The following is a 24,038-nucleotide window of genomic DNA, read 5'->3' on the forward strand; positions in this document are numbered from 1 at the left end:
GGGTCCCCGAACGCTCCGACCTCCCCACCATGATCCAGGACGCCTGGAAATGGTTCCAGTCACAAGGGTACAGGGGCTGACCGGAACGGGGCGGAGGCGCTCTCAGACGGGCGGCAGGGCGGCATCCGCCGCCAGCCGTTCGATCCGCTCGGGGCTTTCCAGCAGGTCGGCGAGGGTCAGCGACTCGATCAGCAGCAGATAGGCGTAGAAGACCTGACCGAAGAGCCTGCGGATGCGGCAGCTTTCCTCGTCCTCGCAGTCGTCGCAGGGCTGGTAGGCCCGGCGCGACAGGCAGGGCAGCGGCGCGATCGGCCCGTCGACCTCGCGCAGCAACTCCCCGATCGAGACCTGACGCGGCGCCTTGATCAGCAGATAACCGCCCGACCGGCCCCGGCGCGAGCCGAGATAGCCGGTGCGTTTGAGATCCAGCAGGATATGTTCCAGAAACCGCTTGGGCGCGCCGGACCTCTGCGAGATCTGCTCGATGGTCAACGCCTCGCCGTCCCCGGCGGCCTCTTCCGCGAGCGCGATCAGGGCCTTCAAGGCATACTTGGTCTTCTGGGTGATCATAGGCCACGCATACGAGCGAAACCCGCGACGATCAAGCGCGGCTGTTGCCGGACCGTCCCGGCCGCGCTCGGCACCCCGAAAGACGAATTCTTAAGATACAGTGGCTTGACACCGAAGACCTGCCCAAAGCCATGGCGTTTTTGTCCACATGACGCCAGCCGTCGTCCCCGCCCGGGGCAATCCCTCGACCGAAACCGGAAAGGACGGGAGGATTTATCACGACAACTTCTGTAGACTTAACTGGCCACAATGGGGGATTCGCACCATGCAGCCAGCTCCAAGAGCGGGTTTCGGCGGGCTTGTGACAATGGGGCGGCGCAATGCCGTCGCGCTGATCGTCTTTCTGGTCGCCTATCTGGCCCTCTTCGCCTTCATCCTGACACCCGAAAGCCTCTGGACCCAGCCGAGTTCTGCCACCGGCCACAGCCAGAACGCGGGGCGGTAACACCCGAAAGCCCCTCGGCGCCCATCCGCCGGGGGACCGAGCGCCCGACCCGGGCGGCCACTGGCTCCGGACCGGGAAAGGCGCGATAAGCAGGCGGCCCCGGGACCCGCCCGGACGGCGCGGGTCAAGGAGTCGCTGTCCCATGCTTGGCAAACTCGGCACCGTGTCCGGGCTGACCCTGCTCAGCCGGATCTTCGGGTTTCTGCGCGACGCGGTTCTGGCCGCGGCGCTGGGCGCAGGGCCGGTGGCCGATGCCTTCATGCTGGCCTTCCGCTTGCCGAACCATTTCCGCGCGCTGCTGGCCGAGGGCGCCTTCAACGCAGCCTTCCTGCCTGGATATGCCGCGCTGTCGGCCTCGGGCGGTCCGGCCAAGCGCTTCGGTGCCGAGGTGCTGGGCTGGCTGTTGCTGGCCAATCTCGTGCTGCTCGCGGTGGCGCTGACCCAGACCGGATGGGTGCTGAGCCTCCTGGCACCGGGGCTTGGCGCCGAGGACCCGACCCGGGCGCTGGCGATCACGCTGACGCGGATCACCTTTCCCTACCTTCTGTGCATGTCGGTCGTGGCCTATCTGGGTGCGCTTCTGAACAGCCGCGACCGGTTCGCCGCGACCGCCGCCGCGCCGATCCTGCTCAATCTCTGCATGTTGGCAACGCTTTGGGCCGCGCCGCTCTTTCCGGGCGTGGCGCAGGCGGCGGCCGTGGGGGTCACCCTCTCGGGCGTGGCGCAGGTGGTGCTGCTGGCCGTGGCCGCGACCCGCGCCGGGATCGCGCTGAGCGTCGCCCCGCCGCGGCTGTCGTCCGAGACCCGGACCTTCTTCCGACGCCTCGGCCCGGCGATGCTGGCGGCGGGCGCGCTGCAGATCTCGGTGCTGGCCGATACGGTTCTGGCGACCTTCCTGCCCGCCGGGTCGCTGTCGACGCTTTACTATGCCGACCGGCTGTACCAGTTGCCGATCGGGCTGATCGGGGTCGCGCTGGGCACCGTGCTGCTGCCCGATATCGGGCGGCGGGCAGGGCTTGGCGATGCCGACGGGATGCGCCGGGCGCTGGACCGCGCGGCGATGGTCTGCCTCGCGACGGGCCTGCCGATGGCCGTGCTGATGGCGCTTCTGGGCGACTGGGCGGTCGAGGTGCTGTTCCGGCGCGGGGCCTTCGATGCCGAGGCCGCGCGCGCCTCGGCCACGATCCTCGCCGCCTATGCGCTGGGGCTGGTGCCCGCGCTTTCGGTGCGCTCGCTGGTCGCGGGCTTTCACGGCCGGGGCGACACCCGCACGCCGCTGACGGCGCTGATGCTGGCCGCGATCCCCAATCTGGGGCTCAAGCTCGCGCTGGCCCCGGTGCTGGGCGCGGTCGGTCTGGCGCTGGCGACCTCGGCGGGGATGGCGGTCTATGCCGGCCTGCTGTGGGTCCTGTCGCGGCGGCGCGGCCATGCTTCGGCGCTGCCGCGCGGGCGCGTCGCCGGGCTTCTGGCGACGACCGCCGTGATGGCGGCGGCGGTGCTGGCCCTGAAGGCGCCCCTGCGTGCAGCGGCCGAGGCGGCGCTGCCCGGGGGCACGCTGGCCGCAGCCCTGATCGCGCTGGGGCTTGTGGGGCTTGCGATCCAGGCGGCGGGCAGCCTGCTTTTCCTGCGCGGCTGGCGCCCGGCCTGAACGGCGGCCCAGGCCGAAGCCCGCTCCCGGCGGCTTGCCCGGCGACGGAAACCCGCCCGCGGCCCGTATCAGCCTGCAACGCCCCTTTCGCCGCATTGCGAGCCTTTCCCGATGAAAACCAGACTGCGCCTTCTGATCCTTCTGGCCGCCGCCGCGCTGGGCGCCGGAGCCTGGGCGGTCTCGCTGCGCGACACCGCCACCGGCACGCCCGCCACCGCCGCCGCGACCCGCGGCACGGTCGAACGGACGGTTCTGGCCACCGGCACGGTCGAGGCAAGCCAGCTGGTCAGCGTCGGCGCGCGGGTCTCGGGCCAGATCGAGACGCTGGCGGTCGCACTTGGACAAGAGGTGACGGCGGGCGATCTGATCGCGCAGATCGACTCGCTCGACCAGCAGAACGACGTGCTGCAGGCCGAGGCCGATCTGGCCAATATCCTGGCCCAGATCGCGGCCAAGACCGCGAGCCTGAAGAAGGACGAACTGACGCTGAACCGGCAGGTCAGGCTGGCCGCGCAGAACTATGTCTCTGACGGCGATGTCGAGGCGGCGCAGGCCGATGTCGATGTCGACCGCGCCGATCTCGAGGCGCTCGAAGCCCAGCGCAAACGCGCCGAGGTGACGGTTTCGACCGCTAAGATCGCGCTGGAACGCACGCGGATCACCGCACCGATCACCGGCACCGTCGTCGCCATCGTCGTCGAGGAGGGCCAGACCGTGAATGCGGTCAACGACGCGCCGACCATCGTCAAGCTGGCCAATCTCGACCGGATGGTGGTGAAGGCCGAAATCTCCGAGGCCGACGTCGTGCATGTCAGGCCCGGGCAGGACGTGCGCTTTACCATCCTCGGCGAACCCGACACCCCGTTCACCGCGACCGTGCGCGACGTCGAACCGGCGCCGAGCGAGATCGAGGACAGCGACACAATCTCGACCGACGAGGCAATCTATTACAACGGCCTGCTCGAAGTCGACAATCCCGACCGCAAGCTGAGGATCGGCATGACGACCCAGGTCTCGATCGTGCTCGACCGCGCCCAGAACGTGCTGACCGTGCCCGCCTCGGCGATCAGGACCGGCCCGGGCGGCGCCGAGGTCGACCTGTACCACCCCGCCACCGGCAAGGTCAGCCCGCAACCGGTCAAGGTCGGGCTGAACGACAAGGTCACCGCCGAAATCGTCTCGGGCCTGTCCGAAGGCGACCGCGTCGTGACCGGATCGGCCGAGGCTCCGGCGGCCGAAGGCAGCGGATCGCGGCGGATGCGCCCGCCGATGGGGTTCTGAGATGGACGGCACCGAACCTGGCCAGCCGCTGATTGCGGCGCGCGGCATCACCCGCAGCTTTCAGGCGGGCGACGAGACCATCACCGTTCTCGACAGCGTGGATATCGAGATCCGCGCGGGCGAGATGGTGGCGATCATCGGCGCCTCGGGGTCCGGCAAGTCGACGCTGATGAACATTCTCGGCTGTCTCGACCGGGCGAGTTCCGGCCGCTACCTCTTCGACGGGCAGGATGTCTCGGCGTTGGGTCCCGACGCGCTGGCCGAACTTCGGCGCGAGCATTTCGGTTTCATCTTCCAGCGCTATCAGTTGCTGCCCGATCTCGACGCGGTCGGAAATGTCGAGGTTCCGGCGGTTTATGCGGGCGAAGGCGCCGGGCCGCGGCGCGCCCGGGCGACGGACCTGCTGCGGCGGCTCGGCCTCGGCGACCGGCTGGACCACCGGCCGAGCGCGCTTTCGGGCGGCCAGCAACAGCGCGTGTCCGTCGCGCGCGCCCTGATGAACGGCGGCGAGGTGATCCTGGCCGACGAACCGACCGGCGCGCTCGATTCCACCTCGGGCGAAGAGCTGATGGCGTTGCTGCTGGATCTGAACCGGCAGGGCCATACGGTGGTGATGGTGACCCATGACCCGCGCGTCGCCGCCCATGCCCACCGGGTGATCGAGATCCGCGACGGCCGGATCGTGTCGGACACCCCCACCGCCGCCCGGACCGGGGCGGACAGGCCCGACCGCCCGGTCCGCCGGATCCGCGCGGGCGCCGGGCTGAGACGCCAGATCGAGGCATTGGCCATGGCCGCGCGGGCGCTTCTGGCGCATCGGGTGCGCAGCCTGCTGACCATGCTGGGCATCATCATCGGCATCGCCTCGGTGGTGCTGGTGGTGGCGCTTGGCAATGGCAGCCAGCAGAAGGTGCTGGAAAACATCAGCTCGCTCGGGACCAGCACCATCACCATCCGCTCGGGCAGCGGCTTCGGCGCGCGCGACGCCAACCGCTTCGAGACGCTGGTGCCCTCGGATGCCGATGCGCTGGCACTGCAGGACTTTGCCGACAGCGTCTCGCCGGCGGTGTCCGACAGCCTGTCGGTGCGCTACCGGAACGTGACCTCGACCGCCTCGATCGGCGGGGTCAGCGGCGATTATTTCCAGGTCCATGCCTATACCACCCTGCAAGGCACCGTCTTCGGCCCCGAGGACATCGCCGCCCGCGAACAGGTCGCGGTGATCGACGAGGACACCCGCGACACCTTCTTCGGCGCGGGGGCCGACCCGCTGGGCGAGGTGCTGCTGCTGGGCCGGGTGCCGGTCCGGGTCATCGGGCTGGTGCGCGCGACCGGGGCGACCTTCGGCCCATCCTCGCTGAATGTCTGGATCCCCTACACGACCTCGATGGCGCGGGTTTCCGGGCAGGACCATTTCAGCAGCATCGCGGTCCGGATCGCCGATGGCTATGACATGACAAAGGCGCAGGACGCGATCCTGGCGCTGATGCTGACCCGCCATGGCAGCAAGGATTTCTTCCTCACCAACAGCGACTCGATCCGCGAGACCATCACCAGCACGACCCGGACCCTGACCGCGCTGGTCGCGATGATCGCGGTGATTTCGCTGATCGTGGGCGGCATCGGGGTGATGAACATCATGCTGGTGTCGGTCACCGAGCGGACCCGTGAAATCGGGGTGCGCATCGCCATCGGCGCGCGCCGGTCCGACATCGTCGCGCAGTTCCTGATCGAGGCGGTGCTGGTCTGCCTGATCGGCGGGCTTCTGGGGATCGCAGGCGCGCTGCTGACGGGCGAGATCGTCGACCGGGTCGCGACCGAGGTGCGGCTGTCCTTCTCGGGCACGGCCATCGCGGTCGCGTTCCTGTCCTCGACGCTGATCGGCGTCACTTTCGGGTTTCTCCCGGCCCGGGCGGCGGCGCGGCTCGACCCGGTGGTCGCCCTGAGCCGGGAATAGGACCTCAGGCGGCCCGCATCGCCCGGCGGCGCAGCCGGATCGCGGCGATCCCGGCCCAGAGCATGCCAAGCGGCAGGGTCAGAAGAACGCCGAAGCCCAGCGTCGGCAGGGCGATGACGAAGGTCAGCACGATCATCACGATCGCCGCCATGCGGCTGACATAGAACAGTCCGAACGGACCCAGCAACAGCGCGGCCAGAACGGCGACGGCGACATTCGGGCCGCCATCCGCGAGGGTAGAGCCGGAAACGGCAGAGATATCGGTCATGGCAGGTCCTCACACCCAGCGCATTCGCCCGGACCAGAGGCGGCCCGGACCTCGATGCATCCTGCCTCTGCCCGAAATCGGGCCGAAATCGCGCGCCAATGCGGGCGGAGGGCGGCGGATAAAGACAATTCTATCGCCGCCCCGATCGCCCCGAAGGACGGCGGCCGCCCCGGTTTCGACAGCTGGATTGCGAAACTGTAATCCGGCCGACAGGGGCACGCGATCCGAGGCGTGCTAGGGTCCGCGCGCCCGGCGCGGCGCGGATGTTGCACCGGACCCGAGACTCGGCCATGCCGCGGGAGCAGACGCCCGCGAAGCCGTAAAAGAACGGGCCGACGCATGTGCCCGGTAGAACAGGAAAGGGCGGGGCGATGAGGCTCGGTCGCAAACCGGTGCTGGCCGGGCTGGCGGTGCTGGCGCTGGCGGGGGGGCTGGTCTGGTGGTGGGGCCATGAACGGGTCTATCCCGGCACCGACGATGCCTATGTCGGGGCCCATGTACTGACCGTCGTTCCCGAGGTGAGCGGCCGCATCGCCGAGCTGGCCGTCGACGAGAACGACCATGTGGCGGCGGGCGATCTGATGTTCCGGATCGAGGATCGCGCGCTGAAGGCTGCGGTCGATCAGGCCCGGGCCCGGGCCGATGCCGCGCTGCAATCGGCGGGCGCCGCCGCCCGCGAGGTCGCCGCCGCCGAGGCCGAGCTCGACGTGGCCCGCGCCGCCCGCCGCGAGGCCGAGGCCGACTACCTGCGTCAGGAGGGGCTGTTTCGCCGCAACGACGTGTCGCAATCGGCGCTCGACAGGGCGCTGGCCGCGCGCGACCGGGCCCTTGCCGAAGAGACGGCAGCGGCCCAGCAACTGGCCCGGGCGCAGGCCAGCCTCGGCGACGAGGGCGACCGGAATGCCGGGGTCCGCGAGGCGCTGGCCGCGCTGCAGATGGCCGAGATCGACCTCGACCACGCGACCGTCACAGCCCCCGAAAGCGGCTGGATCGCCAATATCGACCTCAGGCCCGGGTCTGTCGTGACCGCCGGGCAGGCGCTTTTCTCGCTGGTGGGCGATGCCGAATGGTGGATCGAGGCCAATTTCAAGGAAACCGATCTGACCCGCATCCGCCCCGGCCAGCCTGCCGCCATCGGCATCGACCTTTGCCCCGCGCTCGATCTGACGGGCCGGGTCGCCAGCATCGGCCCGGGGGCGGGGGCGGTCTTCTCGCTGTTGCCCGCGCAGAACGCCACCGGCAACTGGGTCAAGGTCACCCGCCGCATCCCGGTCCGGATCGCGCTTGACCCGGTGCCCGAGGCCGCGCGCTTCTGCCTGAAGGCGGGCGCCAGCGCGACCGCGACCGTCGACACTACGGCCGCGCCCGGACCATGAGCGCCGCGCGCTGGCCCATCGTCCTGGCGGTGGTGCTGACCGCGATCCTCGAGGTCATGGACATGACCATCGTCAACGTCGCCCTGCCCCATATAAAGGCGGCCTTCGGGCTGACCTCGGACCAGACCGTCTGGATCGTCACCAGCTACATCGTCGCCTCGGTGGCGGTGATGCCGCTGACAGGGTTCTTCGTGCGGCGGGTCGGCCGGCGGCGGCTGATCACATCGGCGATCCTGGGCTTTGCCGGCTTCTCGATGCTGTGCGGGCTGTCCTGGTCGGTCGGCGCGCTGGTCCTGTTCCGGATCGGCCAGGGGCTGTGCGGAGCCTTCCTGATCCCGCTGTCGCAATCGATCCTGTTCGACGCCTTCCCGCGCGAGAAACGCGGCCAGGCCATGGCCTTCTTCGGGCTGGGTGTGGTGGTGGCACCGGTCTTCGGCCCGACGCTTGGGGCGCTTCTGACCGAGTATTTCTCTTGGCGCGCGGTCTTCTACGTCAACCTGCCGCTGGCGGCCTTCGCGCTGATGCTGATCGCTGGCGAGCTTGAGGCCGAAGAGACCCGGGCGCTGCCGGTCGACTGGGCGGGGCTCGCGCTGATGCTGACGGCCATCGCTTGTCTGCAGATGACGCTCGATCTGGGCGAGACCCGTGACTGGTTCGGCTCGAAGCTGATCCAGGTCACCGCGCTGAGTTCGGCTGTTGCGGGGGCGCTGTTCGTCGTGCGGGGCTGGCACAAGCGCGACAACATCGTCGATTTCTCGCTGCTGCGCGACCGCAGCTTTGCCGCGGCGAATGTGGCCATCCTGGGCTTCGGGGTGTCGATGTTCGGCGCCATCGCCATCCTGCCGCTCTTCGTGCAGGGGCTTCTGGGCTACCCGGTGCTCGACGCGGGCTATCTGTTCATTCCGCGCGGGCTGGCAGCGGGCGTGTCGATGGTCCTGACCGGCGCGGTGCTTCTGAAACGCATCGATGCGCGGCTTCTGGTGGTCGCGGGGCTTGGGCTGACCGGGCTGGGCAATGTGCTGCTGAGCGGGCTGAACCTCGATGCCGGGTTCTGGGATCTCGGCCTTCCCGGCGTGGTGACCGGCTTCGGGATGGGGCTCTTCTTCGTGCCGATGTCGACGCTGGCCTTCCAGAACATCTCGTCGGCGCGGCAGGACGAGGCCTCGGGCATCTATGGCGTCACCCGGTCGATCGGCTCGTCGATCGGCGTCGCCATCCTGGGCTGGCAGGTGTCCGAGCGCAGTCAGGTGCACTGGGCTCTGCTGGGCGAGGAACTGACCGCGACGCGCCAGGCGGTGGCCCAGTATCTGGCCCCCCGGGGGCTGACCCCGACCAGCCCGGAAGGCGCGGCCTGGCTGGCCCAGACGCTGCGCGCACAATCGGCGATGCTGGCCTATCAGGACGCCTTCCTGCTGGCAGGGCTTGCCGCCTTCGCGATGATCCCTGCAGCACTGGTCCTGCAAAAGCCGCGCCCGGGCGCGCCCGCCGAAACCGCGACCGCCTGAACGTCCGCGGCCCCCGCTGCGACAACGCCCCGTTCGCGTTCGCCGGTCCAGATGCTTGCAGCACTCGCCCCAATCGCTAGGGTGCGACGCATGCGACACCACCCTTCGGCCCGTCCGGCCGGCGGCGGATCGCCCACCGGGACGGTATATGGAAGGCTTCCTGCTCAACGCCACGCTTTATCTGCTGTGCATCGTGCTTGCGGTTCCGCTGGCCACGCGGCTGGGGCTTGGCTCGGTCCTGGGCTATCTTCTGATCGGGCTGGTTGTTGGGCCGGTGCTGGGGCTTGCCGGTGCCGAGATGATCACGCTGCGCCATGTCTCGGAAATCGGCGTGGTGATGATGCTGTTCCTGATCGGGCTCGAGCTCGACCCCCGCGCGCTATGGGCGATGCGGGACAAGCTGGTCGGGATGGGCGGGCTGCAGGTGCTGATCACGGTGGCGCTGGTCACCGCGGCCGCCATTGTCTTCGGCCAGACCTGGCAGTCGGCGCTGGCCATGGGGATGATCTTCTCGCTGTCCTCGACGGCCATCGTGCTGCAGACCCTGACCGAAAAGAAGCTGATGAACACGCCCGGCGGGCGCAGTGCGTTTTCGGTGCTGCTGATGCAGGACATCGCGGTGATCCCGATGCTGGCGATCATGCCCTTCCTCGCCTCGCCCGAGATGCGCGCGGCCGAGACCGAGGGCACCCATGGCGCGATGCATCTGATCGAGGAGCTGCCCGCCTGGGGCGTGACGCTGGTCACGCTGGGCGCGGTCGCGGGCACGGTGCTGGCCGGTCACTATCTGGTGCGCCCGCTTTACCGTTACGTCCAGGCGGCGCGGCTGCGCGAGCTGAACACCGCGATGGCGCTGGTGATCGTGGCGGGGATCGCCTCGCTGATGCTGATGGTGGGGCTGTCGCCCGCGCTTGGCACCTTCCTCGCGGGCGTGGTGCTGGCCAATTCGGAATTCCGGCACGAACTGGAAAGCTCGATCGAGCCGTTCAAGGGCCTGCTGCTGGGACTGTTCTTCATCACGGTCGGCGCGGGCATGGATTTCTCGGTGTTCTGGGACGCGCCGATCCTTCTGCCGGTCTATGTGACCGGCCTGGTGCTGATCAAGGTCGCGGTGCTGTACGGGCTGGCGCTCGCCTTCAAGCTCGACCGGTCGAACCGCTGGCTGTTCACGCTGGGGCTGGCGCAGGCCGGGGAATTCGGCTTCGTGCTGGTGGGTTTCGCCTCGTCCCAGCGGATCATGCCGCCCGACATCGTCGCCATGTCGAGCCTTGTGATCGCGCTGTCGATGCTGATCACGCCCGCGCTCTTCATCCTGCACGACATCATCGCCCGGGTTTTGCAGGCGCGCGGCGGGCCGCGGCCCGATGCCGACCAGATCGACGAACACCATCCCGTCATCATCGCCGGGATCGACCGGTTCGGGCTGACGGTGAACCGGATGATCGCGCTGACCGGCGGACGGACCACGGTGATCGACGACGACCTGCGCGCGGTGCGGCGAGTCCGGCGGCTGGGCTTCAAGGCCTATTACGGCGACGCGACCCGGCCCGCGCTGCTCGATTCCGCGGGCATCGACACCGCCGAGGTGCTGGTGGTCTGCATCGGCGACGCCCGGGCCGCGACCACGCTGGTGCGCTACGCCCGGCGCGTGCGGCCCGATCTCTTCATCATCGCCCGCGCCCGCGATCGCGAACATGTCTTCGAGCTGTACCGCGCAGGCGCCGACGAGACCGTGCGCGAGGTCTTCGACAGCGCGCTGCGCTGCGGGCGCCGGGTGCTGGAAAAGACCGGGCTGACCGCCTACGAGGCCGAGAATGCCGAAGACACGCTGTTCAGCTTCGACCGCACGGCGCTGCGCGAGCTGGCAAAGGTCTGGAAGCCCGGCGTGCCGCTGGAAGACAATGCCGAATACATGGAGCTGAACAGCAAGCTTCAGTCCGATCTGGAACGCGCCTTCGCCGAAAGCCTGCTGCACGAGGCCGCCGCGCTGCGAAGCGAAAGCGAGACCACGACGCCGACCGACGTGCTGGCCGAATCCGACACCCTGCCCGAGCCGCGCTGATCGCCCGTCCGGGGTGCGGTGCTTGGCGCGCTTTACCGGCATGGGCGCCGTCCCGCAGACTGGCCGGGCCGGACCCGATGCCGGACCCGCCCCGACCGCCCACGCGACAGACCGGAGCCCGCCCATGGCCAACCCGCTTTACGACCAGCTTTTCGGCCGCCATGCCGGGCGCGAGACGCCCTTCCTGCATCTGGCCGACGGCCGCACCCTGACCCATGCGGCCTTTCTGACCACCGCCGCCCGCTTTGCCCATGCGCTGAACGCCTTCGGGCTCGGCCCCGGCGACCGGCTGGCGGTGCAGGTCGAGAAATCGCCCGAGGCGCTGGCGCTTTATGCAGCCTGCGCCCAGTCCGGGGTGATCTTCCTGCCGCTCAACACCGCCTATACCCCGGACGAGCTGGCCTATTTCCTGTCCGATAGCGGGGCGCGGCTGTTCATCTGCGACGGCCGCCGGATGGGCGCGCTGACGCCGTTCGCCGAGGCCGCGGGCGCCCGCATCGCCACGCTGAATGCCGATGGCTCGGGCAGCTTCACGGTGATCGCCCGCGCCAAATCCGGCACCTATCCGACCGTGCCGCGCGACGCCGAGGATCTGGCCGCATTCCTCTACACCTCGGGCACCACGGGGCGGTCCAAGGGGGCGATGCTGACCCAGACCAACCTGATCTCCAATGCCGAGGTGCTGACCGATGTCTGGCGGTTCACCGACCGGGACGTGCTGCTGCACGCCCTGCCGATCTTTCACACCCACGGGCTTTTCGTCGCCACGAACATCCTGCTTCTGGCGGGCGGGTCGATGATCTTCCTGCCGAAATTCGACACCGATGCGGTCATCGCGGCGCTGCCCCGCGCCACCGCGATGATGGGCGTGCCCACCTTCTATACCCGGCTGCTGGACGATCCCCGTTTCGACCGCGCGCTTGCCGCCCCTCTCAGGCTGTTCGTGTCGGGCAGCGCGCCCCTGCTGGCCGAAACCCACCGCGCCTTCGAGGCGCGCACCGGCCACCGCATCCTCGAACGCTACGGCATGACCGAAACCAACATGTCGACCTCGAACCCCTATGAGGGCAAGCGCATCGCGGGCACCGTGGGCCTGCCGCTGCCCGGGGTCGATCTGAGGATCGCCGATCCCGAAACCCGGGCCGAGCTGGCGCAGGGCGAGATCGGCCAGATCGAGGTCCGGGGCCCCAATGTCTTCAAGGGCTACTGGCAGATGCCCGAAAAGACCCGCGAAGAGCTGTGCGAGGACGGGTTCTTCCTGACCGGCGATCTGGGGCGGATCGACGAGAACGGCTATGTGCAGATCGTCGGCCGGGCCAAGGACCTGATCATCTCGGGCGGGCTCAACATCTACCCCAAAGAGATCGAAGAGGCGCTGGACGCCCAGCCCGGGGTGCTGGAAAGCGCGGTGATCGGCGTGCCCCATCCCGATTTCGGCGAGGCGGTCGTGGCGGTGCTGGTGCCCGCGTCCGGGGCGGAGCCCGATCTGGACGCCATCGCCGCCGACCTCAGGTCCCGGCTGGCCGCGTTCAAGCAGCCGCGCCGGATGGCGCTGGCCCGGGCGCTGCCGCGCAATGCGATGGGCAAGGTGCAGAAGGCCATGCTTCGCGCCGAGTATCGCGACAGCTTCGCCTGAGCCCGCGCCTCGCCCGGGCGGCTATTTCAGGGCCATGATCGCGGCGAAAAGCCCGCCCGACAGCAGGGCAGTCGCCGGGACGGTGATGCCCCAGGCCGCGACGATGGTCATGAAATGCGACCGGCGCACCAGCTTGCGGCGGCGGCGTTCTTCCGGGGCCAGCCGCTTGGCCTGCGGCAGCGTCTGGTCCATCCGGCGCCAGCGCCGCTCGGCATCCCATTCGCGGAAAAACCCGACGCCGAAGACCCCGCCGACGGCGATATGGGTCGAGCTGACCGGCAGCCCCAGCCAGGACGCCACGATCACCGTCAGCGCCGCCGACAGCGCCACGCAATAAGCCCGGACCGGGTTCAGCTTGGTGATCTGGCTGCCCACCATCCGGATCAGCTTGGGTCCGAACAGCATCAGCCCGAACGAGATCCCGAAGGCACCGATCACCATCACCCAGACCGGAATCGCGACCTGCCCCGCGACCTCGCCATCCTGCTGGGCATGGACGATGGCCGCCAGCGGCCCGACCGCATTGGCCACATCGTTGGCACCATGGGCAAAGGACAAAAGCCCCGCCGAAATCACCAGAGGCCCGGTGAACATGACCTTGAGCGACCGGTTCCGGTTCTCGAGCCCCTCGGACTGGCGCCGGATCAAAGGCACCGAGACCAGGCCGGCCAGAACCCCGACCAGCACCCCGATCAGCACCGCATGCCCGAGCCCGATATCGAAGAGGTGTTTCAGCCCCTTCATCGCCAGATAGGTCGCGAAGGCGGCCGACATCACGCCGATCAGCACCGGAACCCAGACCCGGGCCGCCGCGATCTTGTCGTCCCGATAGACCACCTTCCACTTGATGAAGGCCAGCATCCCGGCCGCGATCACCCCGCCCAGAAAGGGCGAGATCACCCAGCTGGCGGCGATGCCGCCCATGGTCGGCCAGTCGACCGCGGTAATGCCCGCCGCAGCGACGCCCGCGCCCAGAACGCCCCCCACCACCGAATGGGTGGTCGAGACCGGTGCCCCGATCCAGGTGGCGATATTGACCCAGACGGCGGCCGCCAGCAGCGCGGCCATCATCGCCCAGGTGAAGGTGGCCGAATCCGCGACGCTTTCGGGCGCGATGATCCCCTTGGAGATGGTCGAGACCACATCGCCGCCCGCGATCAGCGCGCCCGCGCTTTCGCAGATCGCTGCGATGGCGATGGCCCCGGCCATCGACAGCGCGTTGGCGCCGACCGCAGGACCCATGTTGTTGGCGACGTCATTGGCCCCGATGTTCAGGGCCATGTAGGCCCCGAAGGCCGCCGCCGCCATCACGAACAGAAGGCCCGGCGTGTTTCCCGTCACCAGTGCCGCGGCCAGCGCCGCCGCGATGATGAAGGCCAGCGAGATTCCGACGCCCACCAGCGGGCGCGACACGGATTGCGCGGCGGTTCCAACCTGCGACAGGCGCTTGAGGTCCTTGTCCAGCGTCTTCCACTGGCGGTCCTTGAAACTGTCTGACAAGGGAAGCCTTTCCTCGTTCGGCCGTCCGTCGGGGACGCACGCCGCTCACTGCTATGAGACACCCTGCGGCGGGGCCTCCTGCGATTGAGGGGCCCAGAAACCGCAGCGCGCCGCAGGTCCGCACGCGCGGACGATCCGTCACGGCGGGGTCAATGTCACTGAAACGTCACATTCACAAGACCCGCCGGGGCCGACCCTGGCGGTTTCTCATCCCAATCGGGCCGAATGGGCCCCAGAGCGTGTCGTATTTGCGGTTGATGACGCTATATTTTTGCACATCTCCCAAAGTATGGCGTCTATGATTCGCGACAGTCGGTCGCGCAAAGCGCGCCCCTCCGGAGAGGCCCGGAGGAAGAACAGCGCGGACGCAGCCCCGACCGCGCAGGATGCGAGCGGAAAAAATGGACGGGAATTTGGCGACCGAGCCAAAGTCACCGGTCGGCAGCCAGATCGCGGCGCTGCCGTTTCGACGTGACAAGAATGGCCGCCTGAGCGTGCTCATGGTCACCTCCCGCGGGACGGGCCGCTGGGTCATGCCCAAAGGCTGGACCATGGACGGGCGCAAGCCCTGGGTCGCCGCCGAGATCGAGGCGCTGGAAGAGGCCGGGGCCGAGGGCTTCATCGCGACCCAGAGCATCGGCACCTACGATTATGACAAACGGCTCGACGACGGCTCGGTGCTGCGCTGCCGGGTCGAGGTGTTTCCGATGATCGTGAAGACGCTCAAGCGCGACTGGAAGGAGCGGCGCGAACGCACCCGCCGCTGGTTCAGCCCCAAGGCCGCGGCCCGGCGGGTCGACGAACCCGAACTGGCCACGCTGCTGCGGTCGCTGTCGGGCAAGCCGCAGAAGGTGCCCGTGATCCGCGACCTGATCCGGTCGGCCTGACCCGGATCGGGGGCGCCCGGGGCGGCCGGCGTTCGCGCAGTGCCGCCGACAGCGTCATCGCCGCCCAGCAATGCGGCACGGCACGCCTGTCGGCCCGGCCGGACGGCGGATCGCTTGACGGCGCCGGGCCGAGATCCAAGGCTGTATCCCAGGAGCGCAAAGATGACAGCTGACACCGCCTATGACCGGTTGATGGCCGGGGCCGCCCGCGCCCGCTGGGACGCGGCCGACCTGCATGTTGCCGCCTCGATCCTGGCGCTCGCCCTGTCCGAAGCCCCGGTTCCCGAGGACCTGCCCGCCCATTGCGGTCTGGACGCGGCCGAACTGGCGGGGCTGCTGGGCGCCCTCTTTCCGGCGGCGCCGCGCGAGTTTCTGCGCGGCATCGGCGCAGTCCCCCGCGGCATCGAGGAAGACTCGCTGCGCACGCTGCTGCTGGCGCATGCGGGCGGCACGGCGCTGGCGGTGCCGCTGGCCTCGATGATCGCCCGCCGCGCGATGGAGCCCGATCACCTATGGCAGGATCTGGGCCTGCGCAACCGCGGCGAGCTTTCGGCGATGCTGACCCGGCATTTCGGCCCGCTCGCGGCCAAGAACACCGCCAACATGAAATGGAAGCGGTTCTTCTACCGGCTGATCTGCGAGGAGGAGGGCTTCGTTCTCTGCGCGACGCCGGTCTGCACCGACTGCGCCGATTTCGACATGTGCTTCGGCGAGGAAAGCGGCGAATCGCGGCTGGCCCGCGCGGGCCGGGCCGAGCCGCCGGACGGCAGCCCGCCCCCGGCACGGGCGGACGGCAGGGTCAGGTCTTGAAGATCCGGTAGATCGCCGGGATCACCAGCACCGTCAGCAGGGTCGAGGAGGCCAGACCGAACAGCAGCGACAGCGCCAGCCCCTGAAAGATCGGATCCGCCAGGATCACCGCCGCCCCGATCATCGCGGCCAGCGCGGTCAGCAGGATCGGCTTGACCCGCGTGGCCCCGGCCTCGACCAGCGTCTCGACCGTGATCCGGCCCTCGGGGTCGGCATGGCGGATGAAATCGACCAGCAGGATCGAGTTGCGCACGATGATCCCCGCCAGCGCGATGAAGCCGATCATCGAGGTCGCGGTGAAGGGCGCATGGAACAGCCAGTGGCCCAGCATGATGCCCAGAAAGGTCAGCGGCACCGGCGTCAGCACCACCAGCGGCAGCCGGAACGACCCGAACTGCGCCACGACGAGGATGTAGATCCCGACCAGCGCCACCCCGAAGGCCGCGCCCATGTCGCGGAAGGTGACCCAGGTCACCTCCCATTCACCGTCCCACAAGAGGACCGGCTTGTCCTCCGACAACGGCTGGCCATGCAGGCGGATCTCGGGCGCGGGCAGACCTTCCCAGTCGACCCGGGCCAGCCGGTCCTGAACCGCCAGCATGCCGTAAAGCGGTGCCTCGAAATCGCCCGCCAGATCGGCCTGGACCATCTCGGCATAGCGCCCGTTATGGCGGAAGATCGGGAACGAGGCCTGTTCCTCGGTCAGCCGCACCACATCGCCCAGTTCGACCACGCCGCGCCCGCCGGGCAGCACATTGGCCGGAACCGGCGTCGCCAGCGCCCGTTCATCGAGCACCCGGTCGGCCTTGTCGCGCGCGACCACGATCGGGATCGGCGCCCGGCCCGCGCCGCGATGCGAATAGCCGACCGTGGTGGCGCCGTTCAGCATCCTGAGCGTGTCCAGCGCATCGGCCTCGGCGACATCGAAGAAGGCCAGATCGGACGGATCGGTCTCGGCCCGGATGCGGCGGGCGCGGGTGCCGAAGCTGTCATCGACATCGACGATGAAGGGCGTGTCCTCGAAGGCCTGCCGGACCTTGGCCGCGACCGCCCGGCGGGTATCGCCATCGGGGCCGTAGATCTCGGCCAGCAGCGTCGCGATGACGGGCGGCCCGGGCGGCGGCTCGACCACTTTCAGGACAGTCCCCGCGGGCAGATCGAGCGCCCCCAGCCGCTGGCGCAGGTCAAGCGCGATGGCATGGCTGGTGCGGTCGCGGGCATCCTTGGGCGAGAGGTTGACCTGCACATCGCCCTGTTCGGGGCTTTCGCGCAGGAAGTAATGCCGGACGAGCCCGTTGAAGTTGAAGGGCGCGGCGGTACCCGCATGGGTCTGGGCCGATACCGCCTCGGGCATGGCCAGCGCCACCCGCGCGGCCGCCTGCGCCACCGCGTCGGTCGCCTCGACCGAGGCGCCCTCGGGCAGGTCGATGACGATGGCCAGTTCCGACTTGTTGTCGAAGGGCAGCAGTTTGACCGTCACGTCCCTGGTGTAAAGCGCGGCCATCGAGCCGAAGGAGACCGTCGCCACCCCCAGCAGGAAAACCAGGCTGATCCATTTGCGCGACAGGATCGGCCGCACGAGATGGGCGTAAAGCCGCCCCAGCCGCCCGCCCGGATGACCCGCCCCCGCGCCCCCCGCATGCAGAGGCGCCCGGCCCGCGATCTTCAGCATCAGCCAGGGCGTGATCGTCACCGCGACCAAAAAGGAAAAGATCATCGCGGCCGAGGCATTGGCCGGGATCGGGCTCATGTAAGGACCCATCATCCCCGAGACGAACAGCATCGGCAAAAGCGCCACCACAACGGTCAGGGTCGCGACGATGGTCGGGTTGCCGACCTCGGCCACGGCCTCGACCGCCGCCCGCACCCGGCTGTCGCCCGGTTTCATCATCCCCCAGTGCCGGGCGATGTTCTCGATCACCACGATGGCGTCATCGACCAGAATGCCGATGGAAAAGATCAGCGCGAACAGCGACACCCGGTTCAGCGTGTAGCCCATGGCATGGGCGGCAAAGAGCGTCAGCAGGATCGTCACCGGAATGACGATGGCCACCACCAGCGCCTCGCGCCAGCCGATGGCAAAAAGCACCAGCGCCACGATCGAGACCGTCGCCAGCCCCAGATGGAACAGCAACTCGTTGGCCTTTTCCGAGGCGGTATGGCCGTAATTCCGCGTGACCTCGACCGCGACCGTATCGGGGATAAGCCCGCCCTTCATCTGCTCAAGCCGCTGCAGGACCTGTTCGCCCACCACCACGGCATTGGCGCCCGCGCGCTTGGCCAGCGCCAGCGTGACCGCGGGGCGGCGGACGATCTCGCCCTCGGGGCCGCGGGCAAGGCTCGCCACATGGTGTTCGTCCAGATCCGAGGCGAAGCCGATCTCGGCCAGATCGCGCAGATAGACGGTGCGTCCGTCGCGCGCGGTCAGCTCCAGATTGCCGATCTCGGCCGGGGTTGCCAGCGTCCGGCCCAGCACCAGCCCGACCTGCTGGCCGCCGTCGCGCACCAGCCCCGCCGGGGCGGCGGCATTGGCACCCGCGACCTTCTGCGACAGCTCTTGCAGCGTGATCCCGTACAGCGCCAGCTTCTGCGGATCGGGGGCGACGCGCAGCGCCTCTTCGGTCTCGCCGACCAGATAGGTCAGCCCGACATCGTCGATCCGGACCAATTCGGTCTCGGCCTCGCGGGCAATTCGGGTCAGATCGGCTGCGGTCACCGCGGTCTGGCCAAAGACCGGGGTGAAGGTCAGCGTGACGATCGCCACATCATTGATGCCGCGCCCGACCACCAGCGGTTCGGGAATGCCGACCGGGATGCGGTCCATGTTGGCCAGGATCTTGTCGCGCACGCGCAAGATCGCGGTGTCCTGACTCAGCCCCACCTTGAACCGCGCGGTCACCATCGCCCGGTCGTCATAGGTCTGGGAATAGACATGCTCGACCTCGTCGATCCCCTTGACGATGGTCTCGAGCGGCTCTGTCACCAGCTTGACCGCATCGACCGCCCGAAGCCCGTCGGCCCGGACATGGATATCGACCAGCGGCACCGAAATCTGCGGTTCTTCCTCGCGCGGCAGGGCGATCAGCGCGATCAGGCCCAGCGCAAGCGCCGCCAGCAACAGAAGCGGTGTCAGCGGCGAGCGGATGAACCCCTTGGTCAGGTATCCGGCAAGACCGAGGCGGCGGGCGGCGGGGCGGGTCTCGTCACTCATCGGGGCTCACCACGCGGTCGCCGGGTTCCAGCCCGGTCAGGATCTCGACCCGGTCGCGGCCGTCATGGCGCAGCCGTTCGCCCGGCACCACCACGCGCTCGACCGGGCCATCGGGCCCCGCCACCGCGACGAAATCGAGCCCGCCCCGATGCGTCACCGCGCCCGGCGGCACCAGCAGGGCCTGCCGGGTGCCGACCGGCAGCCGGACCGGCACCCGGCGCCCGACGAAACGCCCGTCGAGCCCCTCGACCTCGACATCGGCCAGCACCCGGCCGCCTTCGATCTGCGGATAGATCTTGACCAGCCGCCCGCTCTGGCCGTCGCGCCCGGTGCTGTCGCCGACGGCGATCCGGTCGCCCGGGCGCAGCGCCAGCGCATGCCGTTCGGGGATCGCGAGGCGCAGGAACAGCCCGCCGCCGCCGATCTCGGCCACGGTGTCGCCCGCGACCAGCACCGAGCCGGGCGAGATCGGCACCGACAGCACAAGCCCGCTGCCGGGCGACAGCACCGCGCCCTCGGCGACCTGCTGCTCGATCACCCGGCGCCGGGCGGCGGTGCTGTCGATCTGGCCCTCAAGCTCGGCCACCTGGGTCGTGAGTTGATCCAGCCGCTGCTGGGTGACGACGCCCCGCTCGCGCAGCGCCCTGCCCCGGTCGAGATCCCGCCGCGCGGTGTCGAGCTGGGCGGTCAGCGCCTTCAGCGTCGCGTCAAGCGCGCGCATCTGGAAGGTCAGCTTGTCGTCCTCGATCCGCGCGATTTCCTGCCCGGCCTCGACCGGATCGCCCTCGGTCACCTTCAGTTCGGCCACCGTGCCGCCGATCCGGCTGCGCGCGGGCACCCGGTTGCGGGTCTCGACCTCGCCATAGACCGGCTTCCATTCGGTGATCGTCACCGGCGCCAGCACCGTTTCGGCCGCCGCCGCGGGCACTGCCGTCAGCAGCGCCAGAATCGTAATGAGTCGCCCGCCCATCGCCGCACCTTTCCCCGGATCGCACCTGCCCGGGCGAACCGGTTCGCCCCCAGACCAACAAATGCAATTTATTGAATGTATGAGCCGGTTCCGTCGCATTTGCAAGGGCTCCGGACCGACCGCCCATTCCGGATCCTGTCCGGCGCCCGGCGATCTGGTGTAAAAACCGATTTGTTACAGAACGATGACCCCACCGCGGCCGAATCCGGCGGGCTTCGCCGGGCCCGACTGCGACATTCCGCGCCGCCATCGGCCTGTCGGAATCCCGCCGGAAAGGCGCCATCGGCCGCGCAGCGATCCGCCTAAAAGGCGACTGATAAGCTTGTTTGGAAGGGGCCTGACGTCTATCTTTCTTTCCGTCTCGGCAAGCCGGAGGAGGCGGCACCGACACGACCGCATTTATAACGTTATTTGTTAGCCGGGGAGGCGGGCACCCGGCGTGCAGCCCGGCCCAGTTTCGCGGATGATGTTGACGTTACGTGCCATGCCAGACTCAAGCTGTCCCGAGCCCGGGGTCGACCCCACCGAAGGGCTCACGGAATTTGCGCTTGAATCCCTTCTGGCCTCGCCAGAGGGATGGCGCTCCTTTGCCCGCGAAAGCGTGGCGGTCTGGCCCAATTCCCGGCCGCTGGCGGTGATCTTCGCGCTGGTCAACGCCTCTGCCCAGATCGAGGCGATCTTCTCCGAAGGCAGCCCGGCCCGTACCGCGGCGCAGAACGGGTTCCGGCTGGCGGGGCTTTTGTCGGCCGATCTTTACGCAATGCAGAGCCTCGGCCTGCCGCATGCCCGCGCGGCCGACTTCGCGGCCTACTGGCACAGCTCGGACCCCTATTTCCTGAACCTCTGATCCGCCCGGACGCCGCCTTGCCAAGCCCCGTGCCCGCATGCGAGCAAGGGGAACCGTGAACTTGCAGGGGGACGCATTTTGCCAGGCGAGAAGACCCCAACACCCGCCCGGACCGCCGGGACGCAGCCGGTGCAGAAGCACAATGCCGGCCTGCCGCTCGATACCGGCTGGGTCGCTGCCACCCGGGTGAACCGTCCGGCGGCCGAACGCCATGTGGCGGGTCTTGCCGCGCGGCGCCCGGCCGATCCGGCGGCCGAAGCGGCCTGGCTTCTGCGCGCGGTCGGGCTGATCGACCTCACGACACTGTCGGGCGACGACACGCCGGGCCGTGTCCGCAGGCTGTGCGCCAAGGCCCGGAACCCGTTGCGCGCCGATCTCAGGGCGGCGCTTGGCGCCGGGCCGGTGACCACGGCTGCGGTCTGCGTCTATCACGAGATGATCGCGCCTGCGCGGGCGGCGCTCGAGGGCTCGGGTCTGCCGGTCGCGGCGGTCTCGACCGGCTTTCCCGCCGGGCTGTCGCCCTTTTCCACCCGGCTGGCCGAGATCGAGGCCAGCGTCGCGGCCGGAGCGGCCGAAATCGACATCGTGATCTCGCGGCGTCACGTCCTGTTGGGCGACTGGCAGGCGCTGTATGACGAGGTCGCGGCCTTCCGCGCCGCCTGCGGCCCCGCCCACATGAAGGCGATCCTTGCCACGGGCGAGCTGGGCACGCTGACCAATGTCGCCCGCGCCAGTCTGGTCGCGATGATGGCGGGGGCCGATTTCATCAAGACCTCGACCGGCAAAGAGCCTGTGAACGCGACCCTGCCGGTCGGGCTGACCATGTGCCGGATGATCCGCGCCTATCGCGAGGCGACCGGCATCGACGTCGGCTTCAAGCCCGCGGGCGGGATCTCGACGGCGACGGATGCGCTCGACTGGCTGGGGCTGGTGGGCGAGGAACTCGGGCCGCGCTGGCAGGAACCCGCGCTGTTCCGCTTCGGCGCCTCCTCGCTTCTGGGCGCGATCGAGCGGCGGCTGGACGAGATCGCCTTCGGGGCGGGCAGCACCCCTCGCCGCCACGCGCCGGGCTAGAGCGATGCCGCCCACCACTCTCGACCGCGGCCCCGGCCGCGCCCCCGATGCCGAGGCCCGCGCCTGGATCGCCCGGAAGCAGGGCCGCTTCGGTCCCTGGATCGGCGGGCCGGTTACGCCGGACGGGCCGCGCCGGACCCTGATCGCGCTCGCGACGGGGACCGACCTTGCCGAGCTGGCCGAGGCGACGCCGTCGCAGATCGCCGACGCCCGTGCCGCCGCCGGAAGCGCGCAAGCCGACTGGGCCGCGCTGTCCGGCCCCGCGCGGGCCGTTCGGCTGCGGGTCTGGGCCGAGGCGATCGAGGCCCGCGCCGCCTGCCTGACCCAGCTTCTGGCGCTGGAAACCGGGCGGCCGGTGCGGCATGGCCGCACCTGGCTGGCCGAGGGAAGAGCGGCACTGCGACAAGCGGCGGATCAGGCCTTGCTGGGCCTGGCAAACCGACCGGGCCTCGTGCCTTTGGGGATCGTCGCGCCCGGCCTGTCGCTTGGCCGGATCGGTCCGGCGCTGGCGGCAGGCAATGCCGCGATGCTCGCGCCCGGCCCGGGCGGCGGCACGCTTGCCGCCCTGTGCCTGGCCGAGGCCGCGGCAGAGGCCGGGCTGCCCGCGGGCCTGCTGACGGTGCTGACCGGCCCCGCCGAGCCATTGCTCGGTCTCGCGCGGCCACCCGTCCCTGAGCTTGGCGGCCCTTGCCTGCATCTTGTGCTGGAGGATGCCGATCTCGACGCCGCCGCCGACGCCATCGCCGAGGCTCTGGGCAATCCGCCGCCCGGCACGACCGGGCAGCGCCTGCTGGTTCAGGACTCGGTGGCCGAGCGGGTCCATTCCCGGCTGGCCGGGCGCATGGCGCGGCTGATCGTCGGCGACCCGCTGGATCCGGCGACCGATCTGGGGCCGCTGCCGGGGGCCGGGCTGCGCGACCGGCTGACCGCCGCGCTGGCCAACAGCACAAGCACCCCGATCCAGCCGCTGCCCCGCTTGCCCGACACGGGCCTCTATTTCGCGCCTGCCCTGATTCCGGGCCTCGCCCCGGCCTCGCCCGAGATGGAGACCGGCCTGCCCGGCCCGGTGCTGCTGTCGATCACCTTCCGCAGCCCGGCCGAGGCCATCCTGCTGGCCAATGCCGGGCCGCCCGCACCCTCCGCAAGTCTCTGGAGCGAGACGCTGGCCGTCGCGCTCGATCTTGCCACCGCGCTTGAGGCCGGAACGGTCTGCGTGAACGGCACCGATCTTGGCCCCGCCCCGGACCCTCTGGAACTCTGGCAACGGCCTGCGGGTCTTGCCCCGGCCCGGCCCATGGCCCCCGCACCGGCCGACCGGGGCCCCGACCCAACGGCCGCGCTGACTGCGGCGCGCCGCGTGCAGCCCGGCTGGGCCGGGCGGGGCGCCACCGGGCGCGCCGCCGTTCTGGCCCGTGCCGCCGCCCGGATGCCCGAAGAGGCCGCCGCCCCGCTGGCCGCCTGCGCCGCGCGGACCGCGACCGCCTGCGCCACCTGGTCCGAAGGGCCAGGCCGCGCCACGCTGAGACGTCACAGGCCGCTTGGCCTCATCGCCGCGCTTTGCCCGGCCGAAACCCCGGCCCTCGCGGCAGCCTCGATCCTCGGGCCGGTGCTGGCCGCGGGAAACGCCGCAGTGCTGCTGCCGCACCCCGGCGACGAGACCCGGCTGCGTCTTTTGGTGACGGAGTTGGAAGCGGCCGGACTGCCCGCCGGGCTGGTCCAGATCCTGTCGGGCGCGCCAGCGGCTGTGGCGCTCCGCCTCGCCGCACGGGTCGATCTCGACGCGCTCTGGTGTTGCGAGGGAGACGACCTGCCGGACACCCTGCCCGTCCGGGCGGCATCCGGCGGCCCGGCGCTATGGCTGGCGCAAGCCGCCCCCGGGGCCTGGTCGGACCCGGGGGACGCAAGCGAGGCCTTTCTGCGGGCGGCCACCCGCGCTCAGACGATCCGGACAAGCTGGGGCGCCTGAGCGCCCCGGCCTGGCGGTATGGCGG

Annotated in this window: 18 protein-coding genes; 13 read left to right on the forward strand and 5 right to left on the reverse strand. The window is 69.8% G+C overall.

Features of this window, described 5'->3' with window-relative positions:
- Positions 1 to 102: 102 nt before the first annotated feature.
- The gene (locus tag DSD19_RS15820; protein WP_075784839.1) at positions 103 to 570 is read right to left on the reverse strand and encodes an Rrf2 family transcriptional regulator; all 468 of its coding nucleotides are present in this window, start codon (positions 568 to 570) and stop codon (positions 103 to 105) included.
- Between the two features lie 148 nt (positions 571 to 718).
- Between DSD19_RS15820 and DSD19_RS22110 the strand changes: the two genes are divergently transcribed.
- The 4 genes from DSD19_RS22110 (at position 719) to DSD19_RS15835 (ending at position 5,901) form a co-directional block, all read left to right on the forward strand.
- The gene (locus DSD19_RS22110) at positions 719 to 1,015 is read left to right on the forward strand and encodes a hypothetical protein (RefSeq protein ID WP_207802480.1); all 297 of its coding nucleotides are present in this window, start codon (positions 719 to 721) and stop codon (positions 1,013 to 1,015) included.
- A gap of 142 nt (positions 1,016 to 1,157) precedes the next feature.
- Complete coding sequence (gene murJ / locus DSD19_RS15825) at positions 1,158 to 2,663, forward strand: murein biosynthesis integral membrane protein MurJ (protein ID WP_113670297.1); 1,506 nt, start codon at positions 1,158 to 1,160, stop codon at positions 2,661 to 2,663.
- Between the two features lie 111 nt (positions 2,664 to 2,774).
- Positions 2,775 to 3,944 carry an efflux RND transporter periplasmic adaptor subunit gene (locus DSD19_RS15830; protein WP_113670298.1) on the forward strand — a complete coding sequence of 390 codons (1,170 nt, stop codon included), beginning with the start codon at positions 2,775 to 2,777 and terminating at the stop codon, positions 3,942 to 3,944.
- 1 nt (position 3,945) lies between these two features.
- Positions 3,946 to 5,901 (forward strand): MacB family efflux pump subunit, encoded by a 1,956-nt coding sequence (locus tag DSD19_RS15835; RefSeq protein WP_113670299.1) that lies wholly within the window; start codon positions 3,946 to 3,948, stop codon positions 5,899 to 5,901.
- Between the two features lie 4 nt (positions 5,902 to 5,905).
- On the opposite strand, the gene DSD19_RS15840 is transcribed toward DSD19_RS15835, so the two are convergent.
- On the reverse strand, positions 5,906 to 6,169 hold the full coding sequence (locus tag DSD19_RS15840) for a hypothetical protein (protein WP_075784835.1): 264 nt from the start codon (positions 6,167 to 6,169) through the stop codon (positions 5,906 to 5,908).
- 371 nt (positions 6,170 to 6,540) lie between these two features.
- Here DSD19_RS15840 and DSD19_RS15845 point away from each other — a divergent pair, with 371 nt between their 5' ends.
- The 4 genes from DSD19_RS15845 to DSD19_RS15860 all read left to right on the forward strand — a co-directional run bounded on the left by DSD19_RS15845 (position 6,541) and on the right by DSD19_RS15860 (position 12,748).
- Positions 6,541 to 7,545: an HlyD family secretion protein gene (locus DSD19_RS15845; RefSeq protein ID WP_113670300.1), complete on the forward strand. Its 1,005-nt coding sequence runs from the start codon at positions 6,541 to 6,543 to the stop codon at positions 7,543 to 7,545.
- Positions 7,542 to 9,050 (forward strand): DHA2 family efflux MFS transporter permease subunit, encoded by a 1,509-nt coding sequence (locus tag DSD19_RS15850; RefSeq protein ID WP_113670301.1) that lies wholly within the window; start codon positions 7,542 to 7,544, stop codon positions 9,048 to 9,050. The genes DSD19_RS15845 and DSD19_RS15850 overlap by 4 nt, the downstream gene beginning before the upstream one ends.
- A gap of 148 nt (positions 9,051 to 9,198) precedes the next feature.
- Positions 9,199 to 11,112, forward strand: coding sequence for a monovalent cation:proton antiporter-2 (CPA2) family protein (locus DSD19_RS15855; RefSeq protein WP_113670302.1), 1,914 nt, complete (start codon positions 9,199 to 9,201; stop codon positions 11,110 to 11,112).
- A 124-nt stretch (positions 11,113 to 11,236) separates the two neighbouring features.
- Positions 11,237 to 12,748 carry a malonyl-CoA synthase gene (locus DSD19_RS15860; protein ID WP_113670303.1) on the forward strand — a complete coding sequence of 504 codons (1,512 nt, stop codon included), beginning with the start codon at positions 11,237 to 11,239 and terminating at the stop codon, positions 12,746 to 12,748.
- A 21-nt stretch (positions 12,749 to 12,769) separates the two neighbouring features.
- On the opposite strand, the gene DSD19_RS15865 is transcribed toward DSD19_RS15860, so the two are convergent.
- The gene (locus DSD19_RS15865) at positions 12,770 to 14,248 is read right to left on the reverse strand and encodes an inorganic phosphate transporter (RefSeq protein ID WP_075784830.1); all 1,479 of its coding nucleotides are present in this window, start codon (positions 14,246 to 14,248) and stop codon (positions 12,770 to 12,772) included.
- 401 nt (positions 14,249 to 14,649) lie between these two features.
- Between DSD19_RS15865 and DSD19_RS15870 the strand changes: the two genes are divergently transcribed.
- Positions 14,650 to 15,135, forward strand: coding sequence for an NUDIX hydrolase (locus tag DSD19_RS15870; RefSeq protein ID WP_075784829.1), 486 nt, complete (start codon positions 14,650 to 14,652; stop codon positions 15,133 to 15,135).
- A gap of 162 nt (positions 15,136 to 15,297) precedes the next feature.
- On the forward strand, positions 15,298 to 15,945 hold the full coding sequence (locus DSD19_RS15875) for a nitrogen fixation protein NifQ (protein ID WP_075784828.1): 648 nt from the start codon (positions 15,298 to 15,300) through the stop codon (positions 15,943 to 15,945).
- Here the strand turns inward: DSD19_RS15875 and DSD19_RS15880 are convergent.
- Together DSD19_RS15880 and DSD19_RS15885 are read right to left on the reverse strand one after the other, a co-directional pair.
- Complete coding sequence (locus tag DSD19_RS15880; RefSeq protein WP_113670304.1) at positions 15,935 to 19,156, reverse strand: efflux RND transporter permease subunit; 3,222 nt, start codon at positions 19,154 to 19,156, stop codon at positions 15,935 to 15,937. The genes DSD19_RS15875 and DSD19_RS15880 overlap by 11 nt on opposite strands.
- Positions 19,149 to 20,126 carry an efflux RND transporter periplasmic adaptor subunit gene (locus tag DSD19_RS15885; protein WP_113670305.1) on the reverse strand — a complete coding sequence of 326 codons (978 nt, stop codon included), beginning with the start codon at positions 20,124 to 20,126 and terminating at the stop codon, positions 19,149 to 19,151. Before DSD19_RS15885 ends, DSD19_RS15880 begins: the two co-directional genes overlap by 8 nt.
- A 484-nt stretch (positions 20,127 to 20,610) precedes the next feature.
- Between DSD19_RS15885 and DSD19_RS15890 the strand changes: the two genes are divergently transcribed.
- From DSD19_RS15890 to DSD19_RS22635, 3 genes are all read left to right on the forward strand, one after another.
- Entirely contained in the window at positions 20,611 to 20,973 is a 363-nt protein-coding gene (locus DSD19_RS15890; protein WP_075784825.1) for a hypothetical protein, read from the forward strand.
- Positions 20,974 to 21,102: 129 nt separating this feature from the next.
- Entirely contained in the window at positions 21,103 to 22,047 is a 945-nt protein-coding gene (gene deoC, locus DSD19_RS15895) for a deoxyribose-phosphate aldolase (RefSeq protein ID WP_207802481.1), read from the forward strand.
- Positions 22,048 to 22,051: 4 nt separating this feature from the next.
- On the forward strand, positions 22,052 to 24,013 hold the full coding sequence (locus tag DSD19_RS22635) for an aldehyde dehydrogenase family protein (protein WP_113670307.1): 1,962 nt from the start codon (positions 22,052 to 22,054) through the stop codon (positions 24,011 to 24,013).
- Positions 24,014 to 24,038 lie beyond the last annotated feature (25 nt).

This window comes from Rhodovulum sp. BSW8 (assembly GCF_003314725.1).
Lineage (GTDB): Bacteria > Pseudomonadota > Alphaproteobacteria > Rhodobacterales > Rhodobacteraceae > Rhodovulum > Rhodovulum visakhapatnamense.

What these genes read in the sequence shown, in the direction of transcription:
- DSD19_RS15850 (WP_113670301.1), top strand. Translation starts at nt 7,542, where the DNA reads ATGAGCGCCGCGCGCTGGCCCATCGTCCTGGCGGTGGTGCTGACCGCG.
- DSD19_RS15880 (WP_113670304.1), bottom strand. Translation starts at nt 19,156, where the DNA reads ATGAGTGACGAGACCCGCCCCGCCGCCCGCCGCCTCGGTCTTGCCGGA.
- DSD19_RS15875 (WP_075784828.1), top strand. Translation starts at nt 15,298, where the DNA reads ATGACAGCTGACACCGCCTATGACCGGTTGATGGCCGGGGCCGCCCGC.
- murJ (WP_113670297.1), top strand. Translation starts at nt 1,158, where the DNA reads ATGCTTGGCAAACTCGGCACCGTGTCCGGGCTGACCCTGCTCAGCCGG.
- DSD19_RS15885 (WP_113670305.1), bottom strand. Translation starts at nt 20,126, where the DNA reads ATGGGCGGGCGACTCATTACGATTCTGGCGCTGCTGACGGCAGTGCCC.
- DSD19_RS15835 (WP_113670299.1), top strand. Translation starts at nt 3,946, where the DNA reads ATGGACGGCACCGAACCTGGCCAGCCGCTGATTGCGGCGCGCGGCATC.
- DSD19_RS22635 (WP_113670307.1), top strand. Translation starts at nt 22,052, where the DNA reads ATGCCGCCCACCACTCTCGACCGCGGCCCCGGCCGCGCCCCCGATGCC.
- DSD19_RS15890 (WP_075784825.1), top strand. Translation starts at nt 20,611, where the DNA reads ATGCCAGACTCAAGCTGTCCCGAGCCCGGGGTCGACCCCACCGAAGGG.
- DSD19_RS15845 (WP_113670300.1), top strand. Translation starts at nt 6,541, where the DNA reads ATGAGGCTCGGTCGCAAACCGGTGCTGGCCGGGCTGGCGGTGCTGGCG.
- DSD19_RS15870 (WP_075784829.1), top strand. Translation starts at nt 14,650, where the DNA reads ATGGACGGGAATTTGGCGACCGAGCCAAAGTCACCGGTCGGCAGCCAG.
- DSD19_RS15860 (WP_113670303.1), top strand. Translation starts at nt 11,237, where the DNA reads ATGGCCAACCCGCTTTACGACCAGCTTTTCGGCCGCCATGCCGGGCGC.
- DSD19_RS15830 (WP_113670298.1), top strand. Translation starts at nt 2,775, where the DNA reads ATGAAAACCAGACTGCGCCTTCTGATCCTTCTGGCCGCCGCCGCGCTG.
- DSD19_RS15820 (WP_075784839.1), bottom strand. Translation starts at nt 570, where the DNA reads ATGATCACCCAGAAGACCAAGTATGCCTTGAAGGCCCTGATCGCGCTC.
- DSD19_RS15840 (WP_075784835.1), bottom strand. Translation starts at nt 6,169, where the DNA reads ATGACCGATATCTCTGCCGTTTCCGGCTCTACCCTCGCGGATGGCGGC.
- DSD19_RS22110 (WP_207802480.1), top strand. Translation starts at nt 719, where the DNA reads ATGACGCCAGCCGTCGTCCCCGCCCGGGGCAATCCCTCGACCGAAACC.
- DSD19_RS15855 (WP_113670302.1), top strand. Translation starts at nt 9,199, where the DNA reads ATGGAAGGCTTCCTGCTCAACGCCACGCTTTATCTGCTGTGCATCGTG.